Here is a 23,372-nt window from a genome sequence, read left to right as displayed (position 1 = left end):
CTATTGCGTTGAGCCTTCGCTCTCGCTGTTGTTCTCAACGATATATGGTTTCCAGCGTCGGTGGATCCAGAACCATTGCCCCATGTGTTTGCGCACCAGAACTTCCAGGTCGTCGCAAATTGCTTTGGTCATGGTTACGGGATCGGAATGTGGGATTTCAGCGTGCATGGTGATCTCAAAATCCAATCCGTTGTCCTGGCGAATTGCATAGACCGGGATCATCGCGGCGTTGTATTTTAATGCCAGTTCAGCCGGGACAATTGACGTCACCGCAGGTTGGCCGAAAAAGTCAATTTCCTTGCCGCCATGGGCATGCAGGTCGGCAACGATAGCAATGATGCCGCCGCTTTTGAGGTGGCGCACCATTTCCATCATGCCGCGGCGGCCCTGTTCGAACATCGGCTTGCCGATTTGCTCAATAGTGCGCACATAGTGTTCGTTGAAAAATGGATTTGCCATACGGCGGTACAGCGAGCCCATTTTATGACCGCGGCTGATCAGGTTGGAACGGGCGGCATCATAATTGCCAAAGTGACCGGTCACCAAGATCACTGGGCGGCCTTGGGCACGGGCATCTTCCAACGCTTTTAGTCCGGGCCCTGAAATGGGGGCCGCATGGGCGCGATCTAGAAAACGTTGCCCGGCATAGAGCTCAATCAAGGTGCGCCCGGCATTGTTGCTAACTTCGCGACACAGGCGTGAAATATCGGTCTGAGAAAGTTCTGGGCAGGTTAGGGTCAGGTTGTCGCGAACCCGTTTATCAAAGCCAACCAATGGTGCCACGGCGCTCACCAGCCATCCCATTGCAGGTACACGCCAGCGATAAGGGACACATCCAACCCCAGCAATGAGGCCTCGCAAGAACAGATTGCTTGTCAGATATTTTGCGCGTGCCAGTGGAGACAGAGCAGAGGGATCAATGGGCATGAAAGGAAGCGGACCTGCGGAGTTGAAACAAGATCAGGAACCCGGATCATAAGCTGGGCGATCCGCAGGTACAAGCGGCTCGCTGCCGAATGACGGTAGCGAGCCGCTAGCTTACTCGTCTTCGTCATCTTCCTGCAACCGCATTTGCATTTCACCGGACTGAACCAGTTCGCGCATCACATTGACAACAGCTGACATCGCAGCTTCGCCAACCGAGGCTCTGACTTTGCCCATTTCGGCCACTTCATCGCGGATGTTATTTGCCATCCGGCCAGACATGTTTGCCAGCATGAACTCGGCACTTTGCTTTTCGTCTTCACCGGCGATGTCGGCATAAGCAAAGGCGGTAACCATTTCAGGCTGTGGCACCAGTCGAACGATGCGCGGAATGTCGATTGCGCTGACGCGCTGGTGGATGATGGCAAAGGTGAAGATGGATTTGCGCACATCCGTTGCAAATTCCTCGTCTTCTTCATCCAAGGCTGTCAGGACTTCTTCACGCTTCGCGGCCATCGACTGGGTCAGGATTGCGCCCATGCGCTCGCCTGGGGTCTCGTCAAAAGCGATTTCCGGGCGTGCTTCGATCTGGGCGGCCAGTGACAGGCCAATCCGATCAACCGTTTCGGGTGTCACCGATCCGGTCTGGCGAACAGCGTAAGTGATGCGGCGGGCAACCGGGCCAGGAAGGTGGATCAGCATTTCAGCTGCCTTGGCGGTGTCCAGTTTTGACAACATAACAGCTGCAACTTCGGTGCTTTCAGCTTCGGCAAGTTCAGCCAAGTCTTCAGCCGGTAGCGCCCGCAGGCGTTCCCATGGGTTGCCGAACTGGCGTACACCAGCTTCTTTGCGCAGGCGGCGTTCCGTCTGGCGGCTAATTTTGCCTTCCATTGCGGACAATGCGCCAGCCAGGCCGTTGGGGAACGACAGGCCGACATTTTCGAGCATTTCAGCAAATTCATTGGCAACCGCATGCAACGTGTCGCGGTCGACCAAGCCCATTCGACCCATTTGCTGAGTCAAGGAGGCCTGCATTTCATCTGAAAGCTCTTCAATTGGAATATCGGCGCCTTCGTTCAAAAGCAGGCGCACAACAATGGCTGCTTTTGCCTTGCTGTCCAAGCCTGAAGGGGAGGTCGCTGGTGCCATGGCATCAAATCCACCCATGGTATCCGGTGTTGTCATTGACGGTAACGCCAAGGCCATATCGTGCTGCATTCTTGAGCCCCTGCCTAAAAGATTCTTCTTCGGTTCTGAGGCAGATTACAGCAGGAGCCGTAAAGAAAGATTGAAATCAGTAGTTAAAATTGTCTCCAGTTTCCATTGCTTTACGCAGCGAAATTTCAGCCCATGTTCCAGCCCCTCCACGCGACCGGATTTCTTGCCATTGGGCCAAGGCCTGCGCTGGCATGCCATCCTGAACAAAGCCTTGCCCCATATATGACCGGGCCAGCAGGTTGTTTGGATTTTGCTCAATCGCCTTGGAATAGAAGGTGTTCGCAAGTGTCATATTGCCAAGTTTGCGATGGGTGAAGCCCCAATAGGTCAGCGCGAGATCGTCGTTTTGATTTGATAGAGCCTGCAATACGCCCTGTGCGTCTTGATACCGCCCGGCATAGGCCAGTTCACGTATCGCATCGTACAATTCGTCTGTTTTCAAGAAAGATTGTTTTGGTCGGACGCAGCGCTTTTTCTTGTCGTCCCAGACTTTCACACCGCGGCATTCTTTGGTGGTTTGAGTCGGTTTGGGTGCACCACTGTCGCCACCGCCACCGGCGGCAAACGTGTATCCAGGCAAACACATGAGGCAGATTAAAAGTGCGCGCATCAAAAAAACTTCCCGTCCAACAATACCGTTGGCATAGCCTAAGCTGAAACCAGGCAGCAGCGATATTAAAATTATGGTGTCAGCCTGTCACAACAGGGTGATCAGCCCCTAGCCCGTCACCTGTTTGGTGCATTTCTGTGCTTCTGCATCCCAAACGGTACCAGCCACACAGGATTGGCTTTGTTTACTATGGTTTGAACAGGACAGTGCATAGGATGCAGGTAGAACAAGCAATAGAGAGGTGATCGCAACTTTGATACTCATAACAGGTCTCCGTGGGGAAGATGGGACCAGTATAGCGTAAATCTCCGGTACTTTCAAAAACGGATCGGGCAGTGTGAGAAAAAGTCAAACTCTGAGCATGTATCAGAAACGAGAAAAGCAAGATTTTGACTTAGTAGTCGCCATAATTATCGGAGCGCAATATGCTCGAAAGAAGTATTGATGCTGGCATTGCTAGCAGCGCAGAGGCCAATACCCAATCGGGCACAACAAATGCAGTGTAGAGAATAAACGCACAATCTGAACTCGCCAAAAAGAGCGAGAAACACACGATACCAATACAACTCCAGTCTATCGCAACTTCATAGGCTGAGATCTTATGCCGATAGCGGAACAATCTCAGGAGCAGAGGCAGCGCAAAAAGGATGAAGGAAATCATCGCGGCGTCATCGTCTCCCCCTGAACTCAAGAGCTCTCGACAGTAATACGGGCCGGATTTGCCGTGGAGCGCGAGCCCCAGCGATAGCTCTTCAAATGTCAGCCCAACCGTAACCAGCCAGCTCAGCAGCAAGAAATAGAGTTTGTGAACAACGGTTTGAACTGTCAATATTAACTATTAACAACCGAAGTGGCTGGCGGCTACTCACGTTAGTGGAACCGTTCGACTTATCTTAAAGGTGTCCAAATCGAAAACGCCCCGCAAAAATGCGAGGCGTTTGAAGTTAGAGATATTGTTGAATTTACTCGCCAAAGACCCGTTTGAAAATCGTATCGACGTGTTTGGTATGATAACCCATGTCGAATTTCTCGTTCACGCCGTCTTCGCCCAAGGCAGCGACCACTTCGGCATCTGCCAGTAGAAGTTCACGGAAATCAACGCGGTCTTCCCACACTTTCAGCGCGTTGCGCTGCACCATAGAGTAAGCATCTTCGCGTGACACACCGGCCTGAGTCAGGGCCAGAAGAACTCGCTGGCTCATCACCAAGCCGGGGAACTTGTTCATGTTGTCCAGCATGTTTTCTGGGAACACCAGCATCTTGTCGATCACGCCGGTCAGACGGGCCAAGGCAAAGTCGAGGGTGACACAGGCGTCTGGACCAATCGCGCGCTCAACGGACGAGTGTGAAATGTCACGCTCGTGCCATAGGGCAACGTTTTCCAATGCTGGAACCACAGCGGAACGCACCAGACGGGCCAGACCAGTCAGGTTTTCAGTCAGAACCGGATTTTTCTTATGCGGCATCGCGGACGAGCCTTTTTGACCCATCGAGAAGAATTCGGCGCCTTCCAGCACTTCGGTGCGCTGCATGTGGCGTATCTCAGTCGCGACGTTCTCGATGGACGAGGAAATCACACCAAGAGTGGCAAAGAACATCGCGTGGCGGTCACGTGGGATCACTTGGGTCGAGATTGGCTCGGGGCTTAGGCCTAGCTGCTCACAAACATGCTCTTCGATGGCTGGGTCGATATTGGCGAACGTACCAACAGCGCCCGAGATTGCGCCGGTTGCGATTTCTTCGCGGGCCAGTTTCAGACGGGCCAGGTTGCGGTCCATTTCGGCATAGAATCGGGCAAAGGTCAGGCCCATGGTGGTGGGCTCGGCGTGGATACCGTGGGAGCGGCCAACACGAACGGTGTCTTTATGCTCAATCGCTCGGCGTTTCAGGGCTGCCAGCAAGCCGTCCATGTCTTTGATCAGGATATCGGCTGAACGTACCAACTGCACGTTCAGGCAGGTGTCCAGAACATCCGAAGAGGTCATGCCCTGATGCACAAAACGGGCTTCCTCGGAACCAACATGTTCGGCCAAGTGAGTCAGGAAGGCGATGACGTCGTGCTTGGTGACAGCTTCGATTTCATCGATGCGGGCGACGTCAAATTCAACATCCTTGGCTTTCCAGACTGCGTCCGCGTTTTCGCGCGGAATGACACCGATATTGGCCATGGCTTCGCAGGCATGTGCCTCGATCTCGTACCAGATGCGGAATTTGCTTTCGGGAGACCAGATGGCAACCATATCGGGGCGGGAATAGCGAGGGATCATAGGCCAGGACCTTTGTAATAGGACGGGATGCGCGCCTCTTAGATCAGGTGGGGCAAAACAACAAGGTGAAGGGGGCAGAGTGGGGCATATTGTCTGGAATATATGGATGTTAGCGCGTGTCATTGCTTGGAAATTGTGCAAGTTTCGAAAATGATTTGATACCGCCAGGCCAGTTTGGTGCCTGCAAGGTGGAAACAGCGTTTGAAGACACAGATTTTGTGGAGCCACAATTTATGCCTGTCGTTTCGAAATGGGGTCTTATATTGTTGCAGCTAACCGGGGTGCTCTTGTCGATGTTCCTGGTGGTTGTGACCTTTGGAGATCAGAAAGAGGTAGAGGTTCGACTTCAATCCTTTGCAATTGCCAAGGTGGAACAAGCAGCCAAAGCAGCCTGGGATGAGCGCACAGGTCGAATTGCCGAAACTCCTGGGTTTGGTCGTCTACAGGCATTGGCGCAGCGGTTTGACCGAGACGCCGAGCAGATTGAGTCCGTTCGGGAACAGGTGGTTCCAGCGCTGATCGCATTCTCTCTGTCTGATCATTGTCCCAAGAGTTGTGACTTTTCAAAGGTGGTGCAAGCCGTTGATGTATCCCTGCTGGAACGGGCTGCAAAGTATCGGGTGGGGCAGGTGACCCTGCAGGACTTTATCGTTCAGCGGTACGACACTACGGTCCGCGGTCTGATCCGTGATCTGCGGCGGTTTGCCTTGGTCAATGTCGTGGCCCTGTCTCTGATGATGGGGCTTGTGATCTTTCGCAACCATGTGAACTGGCGCTTCGTGGCCATGTCGGTGGCCGTGACCGGCTATACCGCCTGGGCGGCTTATGGCTATCTGTTTGGCCAAAACTGGGCCTATTCAATTCTGTTTCAGGATTGGGCCGCACCCGGCTATCAGCTGGCAATGATCCTAATGTGTTGCCTGTTTGCAGACTGGCTGTTTTTGTCGGGGAGGCTGACGCAATTAGCTATCAATGCTGTGGCCACGGTACTGCCGTGTTAGGGGTACAGGCCGAACCTTAGATGACTTTGCCGCGAAGGTTTTAGTGCAACGAAGGCCAGGACTCGTGCCGTTGATCTGAGAGGTGCTTGACGTTAGGGACCGCATGTCATAAGTTTCTGTCATGACAGAAATTACCGACATATCAGATTCGTCCGCAAAGTCTCAGTTTGTTTTGTACTGGGGTGACATGGGCAGCCAGTGGGGTGTGAACCGTTCGGTTGCGCAGATCCATGCGCTTTTGTTCCTGAGCGAGGCCCCAATGAACGCCGAGCAGATATCCGAGGAGCTGTCTATTGCGCGGTCTAATGTTTCGAATTCTCTGAAGGAACTGATTGGCTGGCGTTTGATCCAGCGGGTTCCGGTAGCCGGGGACCGGCGCGAGCATTTTGTGGCTGTTGTAGATGTTTGGGAAATGGCTTTGCTGATCACAAAAGGGCGCAAAGAGCGTGAGATTGATCCAGCCCTGCGCGCCATAGATATCTGCGTTGGTCAGGCCGACAACGAAGCCAACCTTAGCCCCGTTGTGCTGAAGCGGATGCGGGAAATGCAGGAGTTTTTGACAACTGCGGATCACTGGTCTGAGCAGATGTTGAATGTTCCCAAGTCGAAACTCTCCCTGCTGATGAAGATGGGCGATAAGGTATTGTCGCTGCTGACGATAGGGAACAAGAAGACCAAGTAACCTAACAAAATTTTTTGCCAATCTATTTCTCTAAATACAGAAATAACCGATACAACAGTAAAGGGTGCCAAATGCGACAGGATTATATCGCCAGCCAAACCTTACTCGACCAGCGTTTTAGTAATCTCTTGGGTCAAGAGGCTTGGGACACTCTTCCGAAAAAAGTGCGCGCACGGTTTGGCAAACGCCTAAGTGGCGGAGCCAGCGTTGTTTATCAGGGCAGGGTGGTTGCCATGCGGATGAACCTTGCCGGTCGTCTGTTGGCACAGCTTGGCCGCCTGATTGGTGGCCCGTTGCCCCATGACATGTCCTCGGTTGGCCAGCCTGCTGTGGTGTCCGTGACCGAAGACAGTGCAGGAGACGGCCAGTTCTGGATCCGCCAGTACGGCCGCGCCGTTGGGTTCCCCCAGGTTGTTCACAGCTCTAAACGGTTTGCCGGGCCGACCGGTATTGAAGAATACATTGGGGCCGGGATTGGTTTGGCCCTGCGCGTCAGTGCGGATTGCGAAAGCCTGTACTTCAAAAGCGATCACTACTTTTTGCAACTTGGGCGTCGAAAGCTCCGCCTGCCATCCTGGCTGCGCCCCGGAGCCCTGACCATCGCCCACCGCGATCTTGGCGGCGCACAGTTCCTATTCTCACTTTCCCTGAACAGTCGGCTCTTTGGTGAGCTGATCCATCAGGACGCCCTTTTCCACGATATGGAGGATTAACAATGGACAATCCTGTTCTTTGGACGCTGATTGCGATCCAGGTTTTTATGGGGGCCTTTGACACGCTTGTGCACCACGAAGGCACCGAGCGACTGGCCTGGCGCGCCTCGCAAAAAACCGAGTTACGCCTGCACGGTGTACGCAACTTTTTCTATGCCCTGATCTTTCTGAGTATCGCCTGGACCGAGCTGCACGGGGCCTTTGCCTGGGCCCTTGGCATTGTGCTGGCGGTAGAGGTGATGATCACCCTTTGGGACTTTGTTGAAGAGGATCTGACCCGGAAACTGCCGGGTACCGAACGCATCAACCATACCCTGTTGGCGCTGAACTATGGCGCAATTCTTGCCTTAGCGGCGCCGTATCTTTGGGCCTGGGCCCAGCTGCCGTCAGAGATTGTTATGACCCATTATGGCTGGTGGAGCGTGATGGCGACCCTGTCGGCCATTGGTGTTGGTCTGTTCAGCGCCCGAGATCTGCTGGCCGCCTCGCGCAGCGATCGATTGGGTCGAGGAGATTCAGCAGCCCTGGTGGCTGATCTGCCGCCCCGTCAGCACATTCTGATCACCGGCGGCACCGGGTTTATCGGACAGCGACTGGTCGAGGCACTGGTTGGTGCTGACCATTTTGTGACTGTTCTTACGCGCAATCCACGCAAAGAAGACGGCTTGGCGCATCCGGTGCGGCTGATCTCAAGCCTTGATCAGATCCATAATGAGGACCATTTTGATGCCATCATCAATTTGGCCGGCGAACCGGTTGCCAATGCTCTGTGGACCGCAGGCAAACGCGCGCGCATCATCAATTCAAGGGTCGAGATGACACAAGCGCTTGGGGCTTTGATCCAGCGGCTGAACCAGACTCCAGACTGTTTGATCAACGGATCGGCGATTGGTTGGTATGGGCTGCAAGATGATGAAGAGCTGTCGGAGGAGGCCAGTCCCAAACCTGCATTTGTACACGATGTCTGTTCGGCTTGGGAAAACGCCGCCGCTGACATCGAGAAAGAGGGCCTGCGCGTTGTATGCTTGCGCATTGGGCTAGTGCTTGGGGTTGACGGCGGCATGCTGGCCAAACTGTTGACCCCGTTTGAGTTTGGCGGTGGCGGCGCTATGGGCAGTGGTCAGCAATGGATGTCGTGGATTGAGCACGACGATGTGATCCGGGTGATTGCCTTTGCCATTGGCAATTCACAAGTTGAGGGACCCGTGAACGCCACCGCGCCTGAGCCTGTGCAAAACAAGGAGTTCACCAGCGCCCTTGGCCAGGCCCTGAACCGTCCTGTCCTATTGCGTTTCCCAGAATGGGTGCTTGGTACAGTTCTGGGAGAGATGGGGCGCGAGACCATGCTGGGTGGCCAGCGGGTGGTTCCATCGAAATTGTTGCAGCACGGTTTTGTCTTTAAGTATCAAAAGCTGCTGCCGATGTTGACTAAAATCACAGGGTCCAAGACCGTCCAACACGAACAGTCCGGGCGCACTTCGCAGACTCCGGTGAAGGTCGATAGCTAACTTATCGGCGGGCGTTCTGAAGATATGCAGAGCGCCCCTAGTTCCAGGGGGCGCAACTGTTGAAAGTTGCGATTTGTTGCCTGCTCCATCTGATGAGCGATAAAATTACCTTTCCATATTTTGTGATCTGTTCTTAACTCGCCTCAGTTTTTCTGTTGCGGTTGTTTTTCCCGCAAGTTTTGTATTTAAGGAGACGCGGGAATGTTCAATTTGTTCCGCACTTGGGCTGGGGTCGGCGGGATAATCGCCGCAACTGCCCTGGCGCCAAATGTATCTTTGGCCGATATGCCAGTCACCTATAAGACTGACGGTCAGGCTTTGTTCACGCTGAATGTGCCCGATTTCTGGAGCGCGCGTGCTGGGGGCGGACGTAGCCTGACTGCGCCGGGACTGGATGAAACCCGTCATATCAACCGGCTGATTGGTCTCAAACCTGTGGCGGATGCGGGTATTTGGCTTGGGTTTATCTCCCCCCATGGGGTGCGCACCTTTGACGACGCGTTGGAGTATCTGCGCGGCGTTGGGCCCTTTCTTGTGAAAGACCCGCAAGTACAGGAGCGCGAGCGGATCTCCATTGACGGTCTGCCAGCCGGGCGTGTGACCGGAACCGGGCGCCGTGACGGCAAGGCGGTGAGTTTTACCGCTGTGGTAGTTGATTTGCCGCGCGACCGTATGGCTGTTGCAGTTGTAGTGATGGAGGCCGGGGTGAACCCAGAGCTGGTATCTGATGTGAACGCGGTGTTTGCCTCGTTCCGGGCTGTGCGGTGAGGGGGCTTGAGATGATCTGTTTGAACTTGAGAAAGATTGGGCTGGCCTTGCTGCTGGGTGGTAGCGTAATTGGCCTGTCCGCATGTGATCCCAATGCGACCTCAAGCGGAGGGGCTTATTATGATGGCTTGCTGTGGAATGACTATTACAACGGTTATCCGCGACCACCACGTCCGCCCAAACCGCCAAAGCCCGAACATCCAATTGAACGGCCACCGCGACCGGAACCGCCCATCGCGCGGCCGCCAATTGCAAGGCCACCCATCGCCCGGCCACCAGTAGTGCGGCCGCCTATTCATCGACCACCAGTTGCCCGGCCGATGCCGCGTCGTTGACGCACCGATGCACTCCCGCCCGTCGGCAACCTCCTGCCGGAGGTGCGCCTCCCGTTGGGCGTAGCGCCGCGCATGCGCGGCGCTACGCCCAACTCCGCACGGAGGATCTGCGTTAGCAGATATTTCGAGCGGCGGCGGGAGAGCTACGCTTGAACTGGTAGAGCGTCACATTGGGATTGCGACGGTTTGTAATCGGGTCACCACCTGTGCGCCGTGTTCCAGAGTACGGTGGACCGGGCATTTGTCGGCGATCTCGAGCAGGCGGTTGCGTTGCTCGGGCGTAAGGTTGCCCTGTAGTTCGATCACGCGAGTGAACTGGTCGATGCGGGAAGGATTGCCAGTTGTTGCATCCTGCGCGTGCACCTTGTCATGGCTGATCTCGACGCTGATGCCGTCTAGGGGCCAGCCCTTGCGACGGGCGTACATGCGAATGGTCATCGATGTGCAGGCCCCCAGCCCGGCGGAGACAAAACCATAGGGTGACATACCCCGATTGCTGCCGCCATAGGCCTGGGGCTCATCGGCCAGGGCGTGATGGTCCGGCCCAGACTGGATGTCCTGCAGGAACCCATCGGGGCTGACTTCGTTCACCCGCAAGATCCCCTCGGGCGCTCCGGGAGGTGGGGCTGGTGGGGTGAGGTCAATGTATTTCCCAGCCCAGGCGGCAATCACTCCAGCTGCATATTCTGCATCTTCGTTTCGGCTGATCAGATGATCGGCGTCATCCAGTGTTACAAAGCTTTTGGGATGTTTGGCAGCCAAGAATATTTGCGCGGCATTGTCGATGCCAACTGTGGCATCTTGGGGAGCGTGGAGCACCAGAAGCGCGGCCTTTAGTTCTGCAATGGCAGGTTCCAGGGTTTCAGCCCGGATATCTTCGACAAATTGCCGCGAGATGGTGATTGGCCGTCCGCCGAGGCTGACACTGGCGGAGCCATGTTTTTCGATCTCGGGCAGAGCATTTGCAAAGTTATGCGCCACATGGCCCGGGTCGGAAGGGGCGCCAAGGGTTACAACGCCTTTGACGGAGGGGATGCCGGCGCGGGCGCGCAACACAGCAGCGCCGCCCAGAGAATGCCCGATCAGCAAATCAGGGGCCATGCCGCGGTTTGCCAGATAACGGGACGCTGCAATCAGATCGGCGACGTTGGAGCTGAAACTGGTATTGGCAAACTCTCCATCCGAATGGCCCAGACCGGTGAAATCAAACCGTAATACGGCAATCCCCATGGCGGCCAGACGGGCGGAAATGCGGCGGGCGGCGGGGATGTCCTTGGAGCAGGTAAAGCAATGGGCAAATAGGACTGTCGCTAAATGTGGTCCGTCTGGCAGATCCAGGCGGGCTGCAAGATCGGTTCCGGCGTGACCGGGAAAGGTGATGCGTTCTGTGGGCATGGGATGGCACTCTGCTGCAATGGGTTGACCTAGAGTGTGCAGCAGTCTGCGATTAAACAACCCACCTGGCATCTACGTCACAGGAAGGTGAACCAGAGCGAGCAAAAGGCGGCGAGGGGAGTTTCGCGAGCCGTTAACTATATTTTCAGCCACTGCGCAATAACCTCGTAAAAGTGTGCGGTGTTTGCCTGCTTCCGTTTTGGTTGTTGGAAAAGGGGCAGGCGCCGAGTTTAGTGAGTTGATGGGATTTGGTGATGTTGGATGAACCTCCAATTGTGACTCGTAACGTCCGTAGTATGGATTGGCAGCAGCGATTGCGCCGCAGTCTTGGCCACTGTTTTGCACAAATCGTCGAAACCCTGACCGGGACGGCAGAGGTGCAAGAGGTCCAGTTTCAACTGATCAAGGCAGGTCCGCGCGCGGTCAGTCTAAAGGTCATGGCTAGCGGCTATACAGGTTTTCTAAAAGTTTTTGATGGCGCAGATGGGGCTGTGTCTTATGGGCGGGAACGGGGGGCGTTGCTTGCAATGTCTGGCAGTGGTCTGGTGCCAGATATTCTGGCGTTTTCAGATGAGTTGCAGTTTGTTTTAACCGAGTGGGCTGATCAAGAGCAAAGGCCAGAACAGGATCCGTGTCAGATGGCGTCGATCATCGGGAGCTGGATGGCGAAATTTGATGCTGTCGCGCCCAGTCAGCCAGCAAGTGGCAATTGGTTCAGCTATTTGTCTAAATTCAAAACCGGGCTGGACCATGGGCCAATATGGGACATGAAGGATGCCTTGGTAAATATTCCTTTGTGTGGACGTGTGCTGTCGCGCAATGATGAGGCGTTTCATAACTATGTTTGGTCGCGAAATGGGGAGGTCTTTGGGTGCGATTTTGAACAGGCGCGCATGAGGCCACGGGGGTGGGACTATATCATGGGGTTCTCTGCGCTGATTGAGCGCTTTCCGGAGAATGTCAGCGATGTGTTGCGTGCTTATTCTGAGGGGTTTGCAGGGGCACACCGGGGCGCGTTGATTGTGGAGGAGTTGAATTCCGTTGCCCGTGTTCTGTTTTGTGCGCGTGCGGTTGCGGGGCAGGCGCAACAGGAGGGGGCATCATGGCTGTAGAAACCCTGACCCTTACACTTGGTGTCGATGATGAAGATGGTAAGTTTGAAGGCAGCAAGCTGATCGACGGGGACAAAAACGACAATCAAAATGTCACAATTGAGGATGGTGGAAATTTCAATTCTGAGGTTCTGATTGCCAATTTTGGTAAAGGGACAGCCACCGAAGAAGGCGCGGGGGCTGGTGGAGACGATAGTTTTTACATGGACCTGTCCGGTTTCGACGACGATTTTAGCATCACGGTGAAAAGCATGGACGCCGGTGATAACTTTGTTTTCACGGGCTTTGATAGTTACACAACCGTTGGTACGGTTTGGACGTTTCAATATACCGGAACGGATGGAGCGCAACACACGGTGTCGATTGACGCCGACTCGGACAATAGTACTGGTGTGGTCAATATTGTCGTTTGTTTTGTGCGTGGTAGCCGAATTCTGACACCTTTGGGTGAACGGCCAATTGAGCAGCTGCAATGTGATGATCTGGTGGTCTGTGGCGGTGGGATCGCGCGGCCGGTTCTATGGGTTGGGTGCAGCCATTTGGATCAAGCCAAGTTGCAGGCACATCCCGAGTTGAACCCAGTTCGGCTTGCTGTGGATAGTTTGGGGCCAGGGTGTCCTGAGCGGGAGTTGCAGCTTTCTCCGCAACATCGGGTGTTGCTGAGAGACTGGCGCGCTGAGTTGTTGTTTGGGGAGCGTGAAGTGCTGGTTCCAGCTGTTTCACTGCTGAACGATAAGAGTATTTCACAGCCCACAGTTGGTGGAGGCGTGGACTATTACCACATCCTATTGGATGGGCATCACACGGTCAGGGCAAATGGTGTGGAATGCGAAACGCTGATGCCCGCAGCGATGGCTCAAGCGTCATTGTCTGGTGCTGCGCGGGATGAGATTTTGCAGATATTTCCCGAAATCGCATCGGATGTTGCGGCCTTTGGTGCGCTATGTCGTCCGGCGCTGAAACAACACGAAACACGAGTATTGATGGAGTGCTAAAGGCTCAATCCAGTGGGGGCGTTGTCGCGCCACTGGGTGTCTCGGTCCCTCTGTTGGGAGGAACCTCGGGTTCAAAGAGATCACAAACCCATTAGGGCTGCATCAAACGGGTATTGGGTCAGGTTTTCATAGCCGGTTTCGGTGATCAGCACCTGATCTTCCAGTTTGATGGAGAAATCACCGCCATCCTCGCCAACACAGGCCTCGACGCAGAGCACCATACCGGGCTCCAGTGGGTAGTCGTAAGCGCCGGGCACGGCCTTGTCTGGATAGGCAACCAATGGCCATTCATCACAAAGCCCGACACCATGCATCATGCAGCCGTATTTCTGCGCCTGAAATTTGTCGTCGAGTCTGTGGCATCTCTCGCTTAACTCGGGGATCATCACGCCGGGTTTCAACATTTCCATATTGGTCATGATGTGTTCATGGGCATGCCGCATCGCATAGACCATATCAGCGCGCGGTTTTTGATCACCGATCCACCAGCTGCGCGAGATATCGATACAGATGCCATAAGAGCCGATCAGGTCGGTATCGAACGATATGATCTCGTTTTTCTGGGTGATGCGGGGGCCGCATTCCTGGAACCAGGGATTGGTACGTGGCCCTGAGGCCAGCAACCGGGTTTCGATCCATTCGCCGCCACGCCGGATGTTTTCGCTGTGCAGGATGGCCCAGATGTCATCCTCGGTGGTTTTGCCATCGCCTACGTGGGCGCGGGCAAATTCCTCCATCTTGCCGACAGAGGTTTCGCAGGCATGATTGGCGCAGCGCATAGCCAGGATTTCCTCCGGCCCCTTGATGGCGCGGGTTTTCTCGGTGACTTCTTCGCCATCCTTGATTTGGAAGCCCTGGGTTTCAAGTGCGCGCAGGCCATGCAGCATGATCTTGTCGACGGCCAGACGTTTGTTTGATCCAGCATGATCTTGCATCACTTGGCGCACCTCATTTGCAAAGGCATCTGCGGCTACATCCACCTTGTCGCCGCGATCAAAATAGAACAGGTCAGCGCCAGAGCGTTGTTCGCGCACCAGCGGATTGAAGGTCGAGAGGAAGGGCGAGTTTTTGTAGTCCCAGATCACCATGTAACCATCAGCGCAGAGCAAGACGGCGCGGAAGGGATTGTGGGCGTTCCAGAGCTGCATGTTGGTGCTGTCGGTGGCGTAGCGAATATTGAGCGGGTCGAACATGAGCAACCCGCCATAGCCTCGATCTACCAGCGCCCGGGTTAACCGCTGCCAGCGATAGTTGCGCATGCTTGGTAAATCTGGGAGGACCAAGCCTGCCTCGGCCCATTCGGTAAAGGCCAGTTGGGTGGGGCCGATTTCGATCCGGTTGCTGTCATTTGGGGTGCCATCGCCAAGGGTGGCCCCTCGGGTTGGGTCGATTTTGCGCGTTTCACGATAGTGCGGCGTCATGGTGATTGCTCCGGTACTGCACAGATGTGTACAGCGTGGGTCAGGGTTACGCGGATTTCCTTGCTGAATACGACCCCTGAACTGGTCGTTTTTGTCGGATTGGGCCAAGAGTTTTTGGACAATGTCGCAGCTAAGGCTGGCTATGAAGACAAAGAGTGATATGCAAAAATCCATGGAACCCATTTTACAAAAACAGATCCCCCATAATCCTCTGCAATCCAAGTCCTTGCCGGGCGTGCAACCGCTAAATCCGAAGGACTGGTTGATCCCGGATGATGCATTCGCCAGGCAGATGCAGCTGCGCGATAAGTTGCTGGAACAAAGCCGAGAGCATGTGCTGATGCTGGATCAATCGGCAATGCCAGCCGCGCAAGAACTGCTGCGGGTGGTACTTGACCAGCTATATCCGGGTGCAATGGATGTGGTTAAGCGGGCAGACGGGCGACAGGTGGATCTGAACTGGGAAGATCCACTGGGCACGCTGGGGCGGATCACCCAGCAAGATTTCTGCATTCTGGAGAAACAGGGCGGCGAACATGTGATGACAGGCGCGGTGCTATGCTTTCCGGCCAGTTGGACGCTGTCGGAAAAGTTCATGAAGCCGCTGGTGGGCATCCACGTGCCGGTGGACAGCTATGACGAGGGTATCGCAACCCGGGTTCAGCGGATGTTCAATGGGGTGCAGGCGGGGCGGCCACTATGGCGTTACAATGCGCTTTGGTATCATGACCCATCCCTGCATCAACCGCGAAGCCAGTATGCGCCACGGGATAAGAAAAACTTGTCAGATGCAGAGTTTATGCGCAGTGAAAAACAGGTGATATTGCGGTTGCCTGAAACCCGCGCGGTTGTGTTTTCAATCCACACCTATATGGCAACGCGATCTGATGTGCTGGCGCAATGGGAAGATGCACCAGCAGAAGGGTGACGCGGAGCGGGTTCAGACCACTCCTGAACTTTGGAACAGTACGACACATGCCGCCAGCGGCGGAATACGTGCTGCCAAACGCATTTGGTTGGTCTGTATCAGGCCACCGGCCCAAGCTGAAAATCGGCTATGTGGGGCAAGTTTAGCAATCGGCTTTTCTACGCGGATGGGGCGGACCGGCATTGTGGGGCAATGCAGTTCCAGATCAGCCAGGGTTTCCTCGACCGGTGCAAAACGCGTGTGAACCTCGGTGTCGGGCAGCATATCATGGGCCGGTCGAATATGGGAAAATGCGCTCATAAACTGATCTGTGGTCAGGGTGGCGTTGGGGTCCATCCACTCAATTTCGTCGGCGTCAAGCACCGGCGCAATCCGGTAGAGCAGGATCGCCATCAACATTTCGCTTAGCTCCTGATCGCAATAGCGTGGGAAACTTGGTTTTAGGGTCAGGATGACGCGTTGCAGTTCTGTCTGATCTGTTTCTGGCGATGTTTCCGCAGACAGGTCTGACATGCGCAAAACAAGGCGGTACTGATCGCAAGCCAGCGAAATGGCATCACCTGCCAGCGCGCTGAATTGGTCTACCGAATGGCCGTATTCTTCCAGCGTATCGGCTATGATGCAGCTACACTTGGCCAGTGCGCTACCGGGTGTTCCGTAGAATACGAGTCCACCATGAAATTCTGTTACATGGGCCACCGTCAGGATCCTCCGCTCGGGTTGCTTCTAAGGAAACAATAGAAGTCGAAAACGCTAAAAGTGAGGCGGGATTGGCGGAAATACTAAGAGATTGTTTTGATTTTCTGAATTCTATAAATTTATGAATAAATTGTATAAATACAGCAGGTTGCAGCCTCTTGTGGTTCTTGTGTGTGTCGAATAAGGCCGAACTTTGGCAGTAAATGGCCATATTGCTGCCAAAGCCATTACAATCAGGGTGTTGTTGCAAGGATTGTTTTTGGGCGGACCTTGGTGATTGTTTCCAGACTACAAAACAGACAGTTGTGTCTAGCGGTCGATCTGCGCGCCCATGATGGCTAGGGACTGCTGATACACCGTAGCGGCGTTCCAAGTCTTCAAGACTATGTAGTTCGGCTCACCCGGCTGATAGCCTTTGCCCTTTTTCCAGCCTTTCTTGCGCAGATAGTTGGCAGTCGTGGCCAGGGCATCCCCCATGTCGTAAAAATCGACCCGGCCATCGCCACCCCAATCGACGCCGTATTTCAACGCGTTTCCGGGCAGAAACTGAGTATGACCCAGCTCGCCATGTTTGGCACCACGGGTGGCAGGGGTAATACCGCCGCGATCCACCAGTTTAAGTGCACCAATGGCATGGGGAACAAAGAAGTCAGAGCGGCGGCAGTCATAGGCCAAAGTGGTAATGGCCGAGACAACCTGACTGTCGCCCATAAAGTTGCCAAAGGCGGTTTCCATGCCGTGAATGGCAATCAACACGCCGGCGGGAACGCCATATTTCTTTTCAAGTGCGGCGTAGAACCCCGGATCGCGGGCTTTGCGCCGACGTCCCTGTGCAACGATGGTTGTCGAGCCGCGGATCTCCATGAATTTTTCAAGTGTATAGCGAAAACTCTTTTGATTGCGGTCCGCTGAGATGGTGCGGTTGGCGTATTCCGCATTGGCCAGCGCCTGCAATCCGGGCTTTTTCACACCAGCGCGTTTCGCTTCGCGGGCAAAATCGGCTTTCCAGGTTGAAAATCCGGCGGAAGTGTTGCCACAAGGGGCAGCAATCGCCGGGGCAGCAAGGCTAAAAAAGAACAGGGTGGACACCAGGGACAGACGCATAATACAGGCCTTTGCAAAAATGAACTCCCTTGAGCCTAGTGCCTGGGTGCCGAAAAGCCACTGAATTGTGCCAAGTCTGCGTGCTTAGGTAAAAGCAGAGGCTGCCGACAAGGCCAGCCCATCACCAACGGCAGTCATCGCGTTCGATTTATGGACTTTGGCATCCGGAAAGATCTGTCGCATTTGCTGCTCAACTGCGCCCATCAAGGACGAACCTCCAACCAGGACAATTCGATCAACCTGCGCTGCGTTGAGGCTTGCGAGATTCAAAATCTCGTTGGCTCCGGTTGCGATTTCGCCCACCAGCGCATCCAGGGACAGGTGGACCAAGTCTGCAGATAGCGGCACATGCAGCCCCCGCTCCAGGTCTTTAAGGTCAATACGCGGGGCAGGGTGGTCTGGCTGGTTGCTCTGGATCTTGCCGCGCTCAACGGCAAAGGCCAGATCATGGCCCAGTTCATCCTCAAGCACGGCAACCAGTCGCGCCAGTTTTTCGGGTTCTGCTGCATGGCTGGCCAGATCCTGTGCTTTGTGGCGACTGTCAGCTGCGTACAGAAACTGGATCATCTGCCAGGTTGCCAGATCGTTGAAAATCTTGGCCGGTGCGGGCAGGGTGCCGCCGCCAAAGGCATTGCGAATGGCGCTGCCACGGCCCAACAGCGGCATCACATGGTCAATGCTCAGACGTCGGTCAAAATCAGTGCCACCAACACGCAGACCATAGCTGGCCAAAATTTCTGTCTCGCCGTTTGGCTGTTGTTGAAACAGCGAAAAGTCAGAGGTACCGCCGCCAATGTCGACGATCAGTCCGGTTCCGGCATCCGGGACCGTAGCGCGTGCTGCGGCTTCGGGTTCATACATGAACTGCACATCCTGAAACCCGGCAGCCAGATAGCAATCACGCAAGTCAATCTCAGCCTGGGCATTGCGGGCTTCATCTTTGCTGTGAAAGCGCACGGGGCGGCCTGACAGGGCATGGGTGAATTCTTGATAGGTTGCCGCCTCGGCGCGGGTTTTCACCTCGCGTAGGAAACGGGCGATGATTTCGATGAAATCGATCCGCTCCCCATGGATCCGCCGTTTTTCGCGCAAGAGCGGTGTACCCAGCAGACTTTTCAGCGCCCGCATAAACCGGCCTTCTTCGCCAGATATCAGAGCCTCGGTTGCACTTGCCCCAATCCGCATACGGCGCGGTTGCTCCTCAAAGAACACGGCGGTTGGCAGGGTCTTTTCACCGGGCTCCAGTTCGACCAGCCAGGGCTTGCCGTTCACCGCAATACCGGCGGCAGAGTTCGAGGTTCCAAAGTCGATACCAAGGGTGTTGGGGGCGCTCATCTCGATCTCCTGTCATCAGCGGGAAGGCGCGGGGATACAGCGAGCAAGGGGCAAGGGCAACAAAAAAGAGCGCCCCAAATGGGACGCTCTGAAACTGAGTAGGGTGCGTGCTTGCACGCACCGTTGGCTTAGCAGCTGTAGTACATGCCGAACTCAACAGGGTGAGGTGTGTGTTCGAACAGTTCAACTTCTTCCATCTTCAGTGCGATGTAGCCGTCGATCTGGTCTTTGGTGAACACGTCGCCCTGCAGAAGAAAGTCGTGATCGTCAGCCAGGCATTCCAGCGCTTCGCGAAGCGAACCACATACGGTTGGGATGTCAGCCAGTTCCTCAGCAGGCAGGTCGTACAAGTTCTTGTCCATGGCTTCGCCAGGATTGATCTTGTTCTTGATGCCGTCCAGGCCAGCCATCAGCAGCGCGGCAAAGCACAGGTATGGGTTGGCGGCTGGATCTGGGAAGCGAGCCTCGACGCGCTTGGCTTTTGGCGATTCAGTCCATGGGATCCGAACACAACCCGAACGGTTACGAGCCGAGTAGGCGCGCAGAACTGGGGCTTCAAAGCCTGGGATCAGACGCTTGTAGCTGTTGGTCGCCGGGTTGGTGAAGGCGTTCAGGGTCTTGGCGTGCTTCAGGATGCCGCCAATGAAGTAGATCGCCTCGTCCGACAGATCAGCATATTTGTCGCCAGCAAACAGGGGCTTGCCGTCTTTCCAGATCGACATGTTCACGTGCATGCCGGTGCCGTTGTCGCCATAGATCGGCTTAGGCATGAAGGTTGCGGATTTGCCGTATGCGTGGGCCACGTTGTGGATCACATATTTATACTTCTGCAGCTCGTCGGCCTGTTTGGTCAGGCTGTCAAAGATCAGGCCCAACTCGTGCTGGCACGAAGCAACCTCATGGTGGTGCTTGTCCACTTTCATGCCCAGACGCTTCATGGTCGACAGCATTTCCGAACGCAGGTCCTGAGCTTCGTCGATTGGGTTAACTGGGAAGTAGCCACCCTTGACGCCAGGGCGGTGGCCCATGTTGCCCATTTCATACTCGGTGTCGGTGTTCCAGGACGCATCCGATGCGTCAACTTCGTAAGACACTTTGTTGATCGAGTTCGAGAAGCGAACATCGTCAAACAGGAAGAACTCAGCTTCTGGACCCATATAAGCAACGTCGCCGATGCCCGAGGACTTCAGGTAAGCTTCGGCTTTCTGAGCTGTACCACGTGGGTCACGCTCATAGGCTTCGCCAGTGTCCGGCTCAACGATCGAGCAGTGGATACACAGGGTTTTTTCAGCATAGAACGGATCGATATAGGCACTTGTGGTGTCTGCGATCAGTTTCATGTCGGAGTTTTCGATCGATTTCCAGCCTGCGATGGAGGAGCCGTCGAACATAAAGCCTTCCTCAAGGAAGTCTTCGTCTACCAGATCCACATCAACAGTGACGTGCTGCAACTTGCCGCGAATATCGGTGAAACGGATGTCGACATAAGCCACATCTTCGTCTTTGAGTGTCTTGAGAACTGACGCTATGCTCATTCCCTTGGTCCTTCTGATATTATGGTCTGTATAGGTGAGTGCTGTATTTTACAGCGCGTCTGAACCGGTCTCGCCGGTGCGGATGCGAATGGCTTGTTCGACAGGAGATACAAAGATCTTACCGTCACCGATCTTGTCGGTTTTGGCGGCGTCAACGATGGCTTCGATGGCGGCGTCGACTTGATCGTCGTCCAGCACAACCTCGATTTTCACCTTGGGCAGAAAATCCACCACATATTCGGCACCGCGATAAAGTTCTGTGTGACCCTTCTGGCGGCCAAAGCCTTTGACCTCGATGACGGAGAGACCCTGTACACCGACGTCCTGCAACGCTTCCTTCACCTCGTCCAGCTTGAACGGTTTGATGATGGCTTCGATCTTTTTCATTCTCGGGCTCCTCACAGCTTGTCGAGGACGGTCAGAACACTTCTTATTAGGAACAGCAATGTATACCGTGACCAAAGGTAGGAAATCCGCAATTGCTCGGCGGGTGCCTGCCTGATTTAAGGGCGCTGCGCCTAAATAATGTGCGAAATTGAATCGACGAGGCTTGATGATGACTGAACTGCTAACCGCTGCCCAGATGCGTGCCATTGAAACAGCCGCGATTGAGTCTGGTGAAGTGACCGGGCTGGAGCTGATGGAGCGGGCCGGGCAGGGGGTGGTTGAGGCGATATTTGAGGAATGGCCGGAGTACGATGATGGAGATCACCGGGCCGTGGTTCTGTGTGGACCGGGGAACAACGGCGGCGACGGATTTGTGGTGGCGCGGCTGCTGAAAAAGCGTGGTTGGGACGTGGAGGTGTTTCTTTATGGGGATGCCGACAAATTGCCAGCGGATGCGAAGGCGAATTATGAACGTTGGAGTGAGACGGGGGATACAAACGATATGTTTGCAGCATCTGTCCCGGATGAGGGCAGAGGTTTATTGGCGGAGACGCTTGATTCTGAGACGAACTCGCCTGATTTAGTCATTGACGCGATTTTTGGAACGGGTCTTGGGCGACCACTTTCGTCCGACTTGAGGCAAGAGCTGTTTTCTTTGGAAAAGGCTGTTTGGGCGCATGGAAGTAAGGCCGTTTCGGTAGACCTTCCGTCTGGTCTGTGCGCTGACTCAGGCAAAGTTTTGGGAGGGGGGGACCTACCCATTTTCTCACTGACAGTTTCATTCCACGTTGGAAAACTTGGGCATGTAATGGACCTAGGTTCGAGTTACTGTCGGAAAACGGTTGTAAAGAGCATAGGTATCAATGGCAGCCCGCGTCCGCGAATGGGGGTGGAACTAATCGAAACGCCTTTCTGCGGCGTGCTGAAATCGGACGGCCACAAATACGCCCACGGCCACACGCTTGTCCTCTCAGGTAGCCATGGCAACACAGGTGCTGCACGCCTTGCCGCACGCGGCGCGTTGCGTATCGGCGCGGGTCTGGTCACGCTGGGTTCTCCGCGATCGGCGATGCTCGAAAACGCCTGCAACCTGACAGCTATCATGTTGCGGCAGATTGATGGTGCACTGGGGCTGACTGAACTGCTGGAAGACGCCCGCTTTAGCGCGATTTGTCTGGGGCCGGGGTTAGGGCTGCGCGCCGATACGCAGGCCATGGTGTTCACGGCGCTCAAGACCGAGCGGCCAACCGTATTGGACGCTGACGCGCTCAGCCGGTTTAGCGCCAAACCAGAAGCCCTGTTTGAAGCTTTGCACAAGGATTGCGTGCTCACGCCACATGGCGGTGAATTTGCCAAATTGTTCCCGGATCTGGCTGAGAAACTGGATGCACCCGCCTCCACTGGCCCGGCCTATTCCAAGGTCGACGCCACCCGCGAGGCGGCAGCGCGGGCAGGCTGTGTGGTGCTGTTTAAGGGCGCGGATACGGTGATTGCGGCCCCTGATGGACGCTGTACTATCAACTCAGCCCATTACGAACGTTCAGCACCGTGGCTTGCCACCGCAGGGGCTGGCGATGTGCTGGCCGGGTTTATTGCTGGGCTGATGGCGCGGGGCTATGCTCCAATGCAAGCGGCCGAAACAGGTGCGTGGCTGCATGTGGAATGCGCCCGCAAATTTGGTCCCGGACTGATCGCCGAGGACCTACCCGAGCAACTGCCCGCCGTGTTCCGCGACTTGGGGCTTTAGGCGGCCGGACGTATCTTCAAATCAGCAGGGGTGGCGCCCGCCACCTCAAGTCCGCCGGCATAGATCACATGGGCTTGGTCCAGTTGCAGCGTATACAGTTCAAGAACCTGTAACCCCCGGTCACAAATGAATTCTCCATCCACCAGCGACGCGGCGGGAACCAGCGCCTGATCGGTTCCAAACATCGCCTCGGCGCGCCAATCGCGGATTAGAACCTTTTGTTCGGCCGGCAAAACCAAATCGCAATCAGGCCGGGTATCGCCCAGCGAGCCCGCTGCAATAGAAATGGTCCGCAACAGCGCACGGCGTTTGGCAACCGCCTGTACCTGTACCATCCCGGCGCTACGGGTGATGACATGATCACCGGGTCTAATATCTTGCACGGCAACTTCACCCCGGCGCGTCAACACAATGGTATCGTGCAACAATCCCGCTTGCGGTGTTGTTTCAGGTGGGGGGTGGCCGGTACGCGGACTCCTGTCGCGCGCAGGTCCTTTGGACTGCGTTTTCATAGCGTTCTCGCTCTGTCTGCCTCGATTTTTTTTGGTCACGTTGTGGCAAAAAGCACTGGCTGTCGCGGTCTTTTTGCATGCTTCGTTAACAATTAACTAAAATTGGCGTTTTTGTTGCAACCGCGCCATATTCAAATTTGACCTCATTTGTGAAATCGACGTCGATTTGCTCTCGC

General features: G+C 55.1%; 23 protein-coding genes. 9 read left to right on the top strand and 14 right to left on the bottom strand.

All coding sequences use genetic code 11. The annotated features are described in order from the left end of the window. The 6 genes from AC2T28_RS08410 to purB form a co-directional block, all read right to left on the bottom strand. Positions 1–927, bottom strand: coding sequence for a lysophospholipid acyltransferase family protein (locus AC2T28_RS08410; RefSeq protein WP_486748523.1), 927 nt, complete (start codon positions 925–927; stop codon positions 1–3). Positions 928–1,038: 111 nt separating this feature from the next. Then, positions 1,039–2,142, bottom strand: coding sequence for a flagellar motor switch protein FliG (locus AC2T28_RS08405; RefSeq protein WP_486748522.1), 1,104 nt, complete (start codon positions 2,140–2,142; stop codon positions 1,039–1,041). A 76-nt stretch (positions 2,143–2,218) separates the two neighbouring features. Further along, complete coding sequence (locus tag AC2T28_RS08400) at positions 2,219–2,752, bottom strand: tetratricopeptide repeat protein (RefSeq protein ID WP_486748521.1); 534 nt, start codon at positions 2,750–2,752, stop codon at positions 2,219–2,221. 108 nt (positions 2,753–2,860) lie between these two features. Continuing rightward, a complete protein-coding gene (locus AC2T28_RS08395) occupies positions 2,861–3,016 on the bottom strand; it encodes a chitin-binding domain-containing protein (protein WP_486748520.1) in 156 nt (51 codons plus the stop codon). Between the two features lie 130 nt (positions 3,017–3,146). Further along, positions 3,147–3,581: a hypothetical protein gene (locus AC2T28_RS08390; protein WP_486748519.1), complete on the bottom strand. Its 435-nt coding sequence runs from the start codon at positions 3,579–3,581 to the stop codon at positions 3,147–3,149. Positions 3,582–3,714: 133 nt separating this feature from the next. After that, positions 3,715–5,019, bottom strand: a complete 1,305-nt coding sequence (purB, locus tag AC2T28_RS08385) for an adenylosuccinate lyase (RefSeq protein ID WP_486748518.1) — start codon at positions 5,017–5,019, stop codon at positions 3,715–3,717. Positions 5,020–5,252: 233 nt separating this feature from the next. On the opposite strand from purB, the gene AC2T28_RS08380 reads away from it, so the two are divergent. From AC2T28_RS08380 to AC2T28_RS08360, 5 genes are all read left to right on the top strand, one after another. Next, positions 5,253–6,020, top strand: coding sequence for a hypothetical protein (locus AC2T28_RS08380; RefSeq protein WP_486748517.1), 768 nt, complete (start codon positions 5,253–5,255; stop codon positions 6,018–6,020). Between the two features lie 121 nt (positions 6,021–6,141). After that, positions 6,142–6,702 carry a GbsR/MarR family transcriptional regulator gene (locus tag AC2T28_RS08375; RefSeq protein ID WP_486748516.1) on the top strand — a complete coding sequence of 187 codons (561 nt, stop codon included), beginning with the start codon at positions 6,142–6,144 and terminating at the stop codon, positions 6,700–6,702. A gap of 71 nt (positions 6,703–6,773) precedes the next feature. Beyond that, positions 6,774–7,415, top strand: a complete 642-nt coding sequence (locus tag AC2T28_RS08370; RefSeq protein ID WP_486748515.1) for a DUF4166 domain-containing protein — start codon at positions 6,774–6,776, stop codon at positions 7,413–7,415. Positions 7,416–7,417: 2 nt separating this feature from the next. Then, positions 7,418–8,923, top strand: coding sequence for a TIGR01777 family oxidoreductase (locus tag AC2T28_RS08365; protein ID WP_486748514.1), 1,506 nt, complete (start codon positions 7,418–7,420; stop codon positions 8,921–8,923). 201 nt (positions 8,924–9,124) lie between these two features. Beyond that, the gene (locus AC2T28_RS08360; protein ID WP_486748513.1) at positions 9,125–9,691 is read left to right on the top strand and encodes a hypothetical protein; all 567 of its coding nucleotides are present in this window, start codon (positions 9,125–9,127) and stop codon (positions 9,689–9,691) included. Positions 9,692–10,191: 500 nt separating this feature from the next. On the opposite strand, the gene AC2T28_RS08355 is transcribed toward AC2T28_RS08360, so the two are convergent. Next, a complete protein-coding gene (locus AC2T28_RS08355; RefSeq protein ID WP_486748512.1) occupies positions 10,192–11,421 on the bottom strand; it encodes a bifunctional alpha/beta hydrolase/OsmC family protein in 1,230 nt (409 codons plus the stop codon). 254 nt (positions 11,422–11,675) lie between these two features. Here AC2T28_RS08355 and AC2T28_RS08350 point away from each other — a divergent pair, with 254 nt between their 5' ends. Both AC2T28_RS08350 and AC2T28_RS08345 read left to right on the top strand, forming a co-directional pair. Then, the gene (locus AC2T28_RS08350) at positions 11,676–12,533 is read left to right on the top strand and encodes a hypothetical protein (RefSeq protein ID WP_486748511.1); all 858 of its coding nucleotides are present in this window, start codon (positions 11,676–11,678) and stop codon (positions 12,531–12,533) included. Beyond that, positions 12,524–13,528, top strand: a complete 1,005-nt coding sequence (locus AC2T28_RS08345) for a Hint domain-containing protein (protein WP_486748510.1) — start codon at positions 12,524–12,526, stop codon at positions 13,526–13,528. Before AC2T28_RS08350 ends, AC2T28_RS08345 begins: the two co-directional genes overlap by 10 nt. Positions 13,529–13,608: 80 nt before the next feature. Here AC2T28_RS08345 and dddP read toward each other — a convergent pair whose 3' ends face one another. Continuing rightward, the gene (dddP, locus tag AC2T28_RS08340; RefSeq protein ID WP_486748509.1) at positions 13,609–14,949 is read right to left on the bottom strand and encodes a dimethylsulfonioproprionate lyase DddP; all 1,341 of its coding nucleotides are present in this window, start codon (positions 14,947–14,949) and stop codon (positions 13,609–13,611) included. A gap of 142 nt (positions 14,950–15,091) precedes the next feature. Here dddP and AC2T28_RS08335 point away from each other — a divergent pair, with 142 nt between their 5' ends. After that, the gene (locus AC2T28_RS08335; RefSeq protein ID WP_486748508.1) at positions 15,092–15,877 is read left to right on the top strand and encodes a heme-dependent oxidative N-demethylase family protein; all 786 of its coding nucleotides are present in this window, start codon (positions 15,092–15,094) and stop codon (positions 15,875–15,877) included. Between the two features lie 12 nt (positions 15,878–15,889). Here AC2T28_RS08335 and AC2T28_RS08330 read toward each other — a convergent pair whose 3' ends face one another. From AC2T28_RS08330 to AC2T28_RS08310, 5 genes are all read right to left on the bottom strand, one after another. Further along, on the bottom strand, positions 15,890–16,576 hold the full coding sequence (locus tag AC2T28_RS08330; RefSeq protein WP_486748507.1) for a hypothetical protein: 687 nt from the start codon (positions 16,574–16,576) through the stop codon (positions 15,890–15,892). Between the two features lie 309 nt (positions 16,577–16,885). Continuing rightward, positions 16,886–17,680, bottom strand: a complete 795-nt coding sequence (locus AC2T28_RS08325; RefSeq protein WP_486748506.1) for a lytic murein transglycosylase — start codon at positions 17,678–17,680, stop codon at positions 16,886–16,888. 84 nt (positions 17,681–17,764) lie between these two features. After that, positions 17,765–19,015 (bottom strand): Hsp70 family protein, encoded by a 1,251-nt coding sequence (locus AC2T28_RS08320; RefSeq protein WP_486748505.1) that lies wholly within the window; start codon positions 19,013–19,015, stop codon positions 17,765–17,767. Between the two features lie 128 nt (positions 19,016–19,143). Continuing rightward, a complete protein-coding gene (glnA, locus tag AC2T28_RS08315; protein ID WP_486748504.1) occupies positions 19,144–20,550 on the bottom strand; it encodes a type I glutamate--ammonia ligase in 1,407 nt (468 codons plus the stop codon). 48 nt (positions 20,551–20,598) lie between these two features. Continuing rightward, the gene (locus tag AC2T28_RS08310; protein WP_037309951.1) at positions 20,599–20,937 is read right to left on the bottom strand and encodes a P-II family nitrogen regulator; all 339 of its coding nucleotides are present in this window, start codon (positions 20,935–20,937) and stop codon (positions 20,599–20,601) included. A 169-nt stretch (positions 20,938–21,106) separates the two neighbouring features. Between AC2T28_RS08310 and AC2T28_RS08305 the strand changes: the two genes are divergently transcribed. Then, positions 21,107–22,684, top strand: coding sequence for an NAD(P)H-hydrate dehydratase (locus AC2T28_RS08305; protein WP_486748503.1), 1,578 nt, complete (start codon positions 21,107–21,109; stop codon positions 22,682–22,684). Here the strand turns inward: AC2T28_RS08305 and AC2T28_RS08300 are convergent. Then, the gene (locus AC2T28_RS08300; RefSeq protein ID WP_486748502.1) at positions 22,681–23,109 is read right to left on the bottom strand and encodes a Hint domain-containing protein; all 429 of its coding nucleotides are present in this window, start codon (positions 23,107–23,109) and stop codon (positions 22,681–22,683) included. The two genes, AC2T28_RS08305 and AC2T28_RS08300, sit on opposite strands and share 4 nt — an antisense overlap. Positions 23,110–23,372: the final 263 nt, after the last annotated feature.

This window comes from Parasedimentitalea nitratireducens, assembly GCF_057444295.1.
This window is presented reverse-complemented; position numbering and strand designations above follow the sequence as displayed.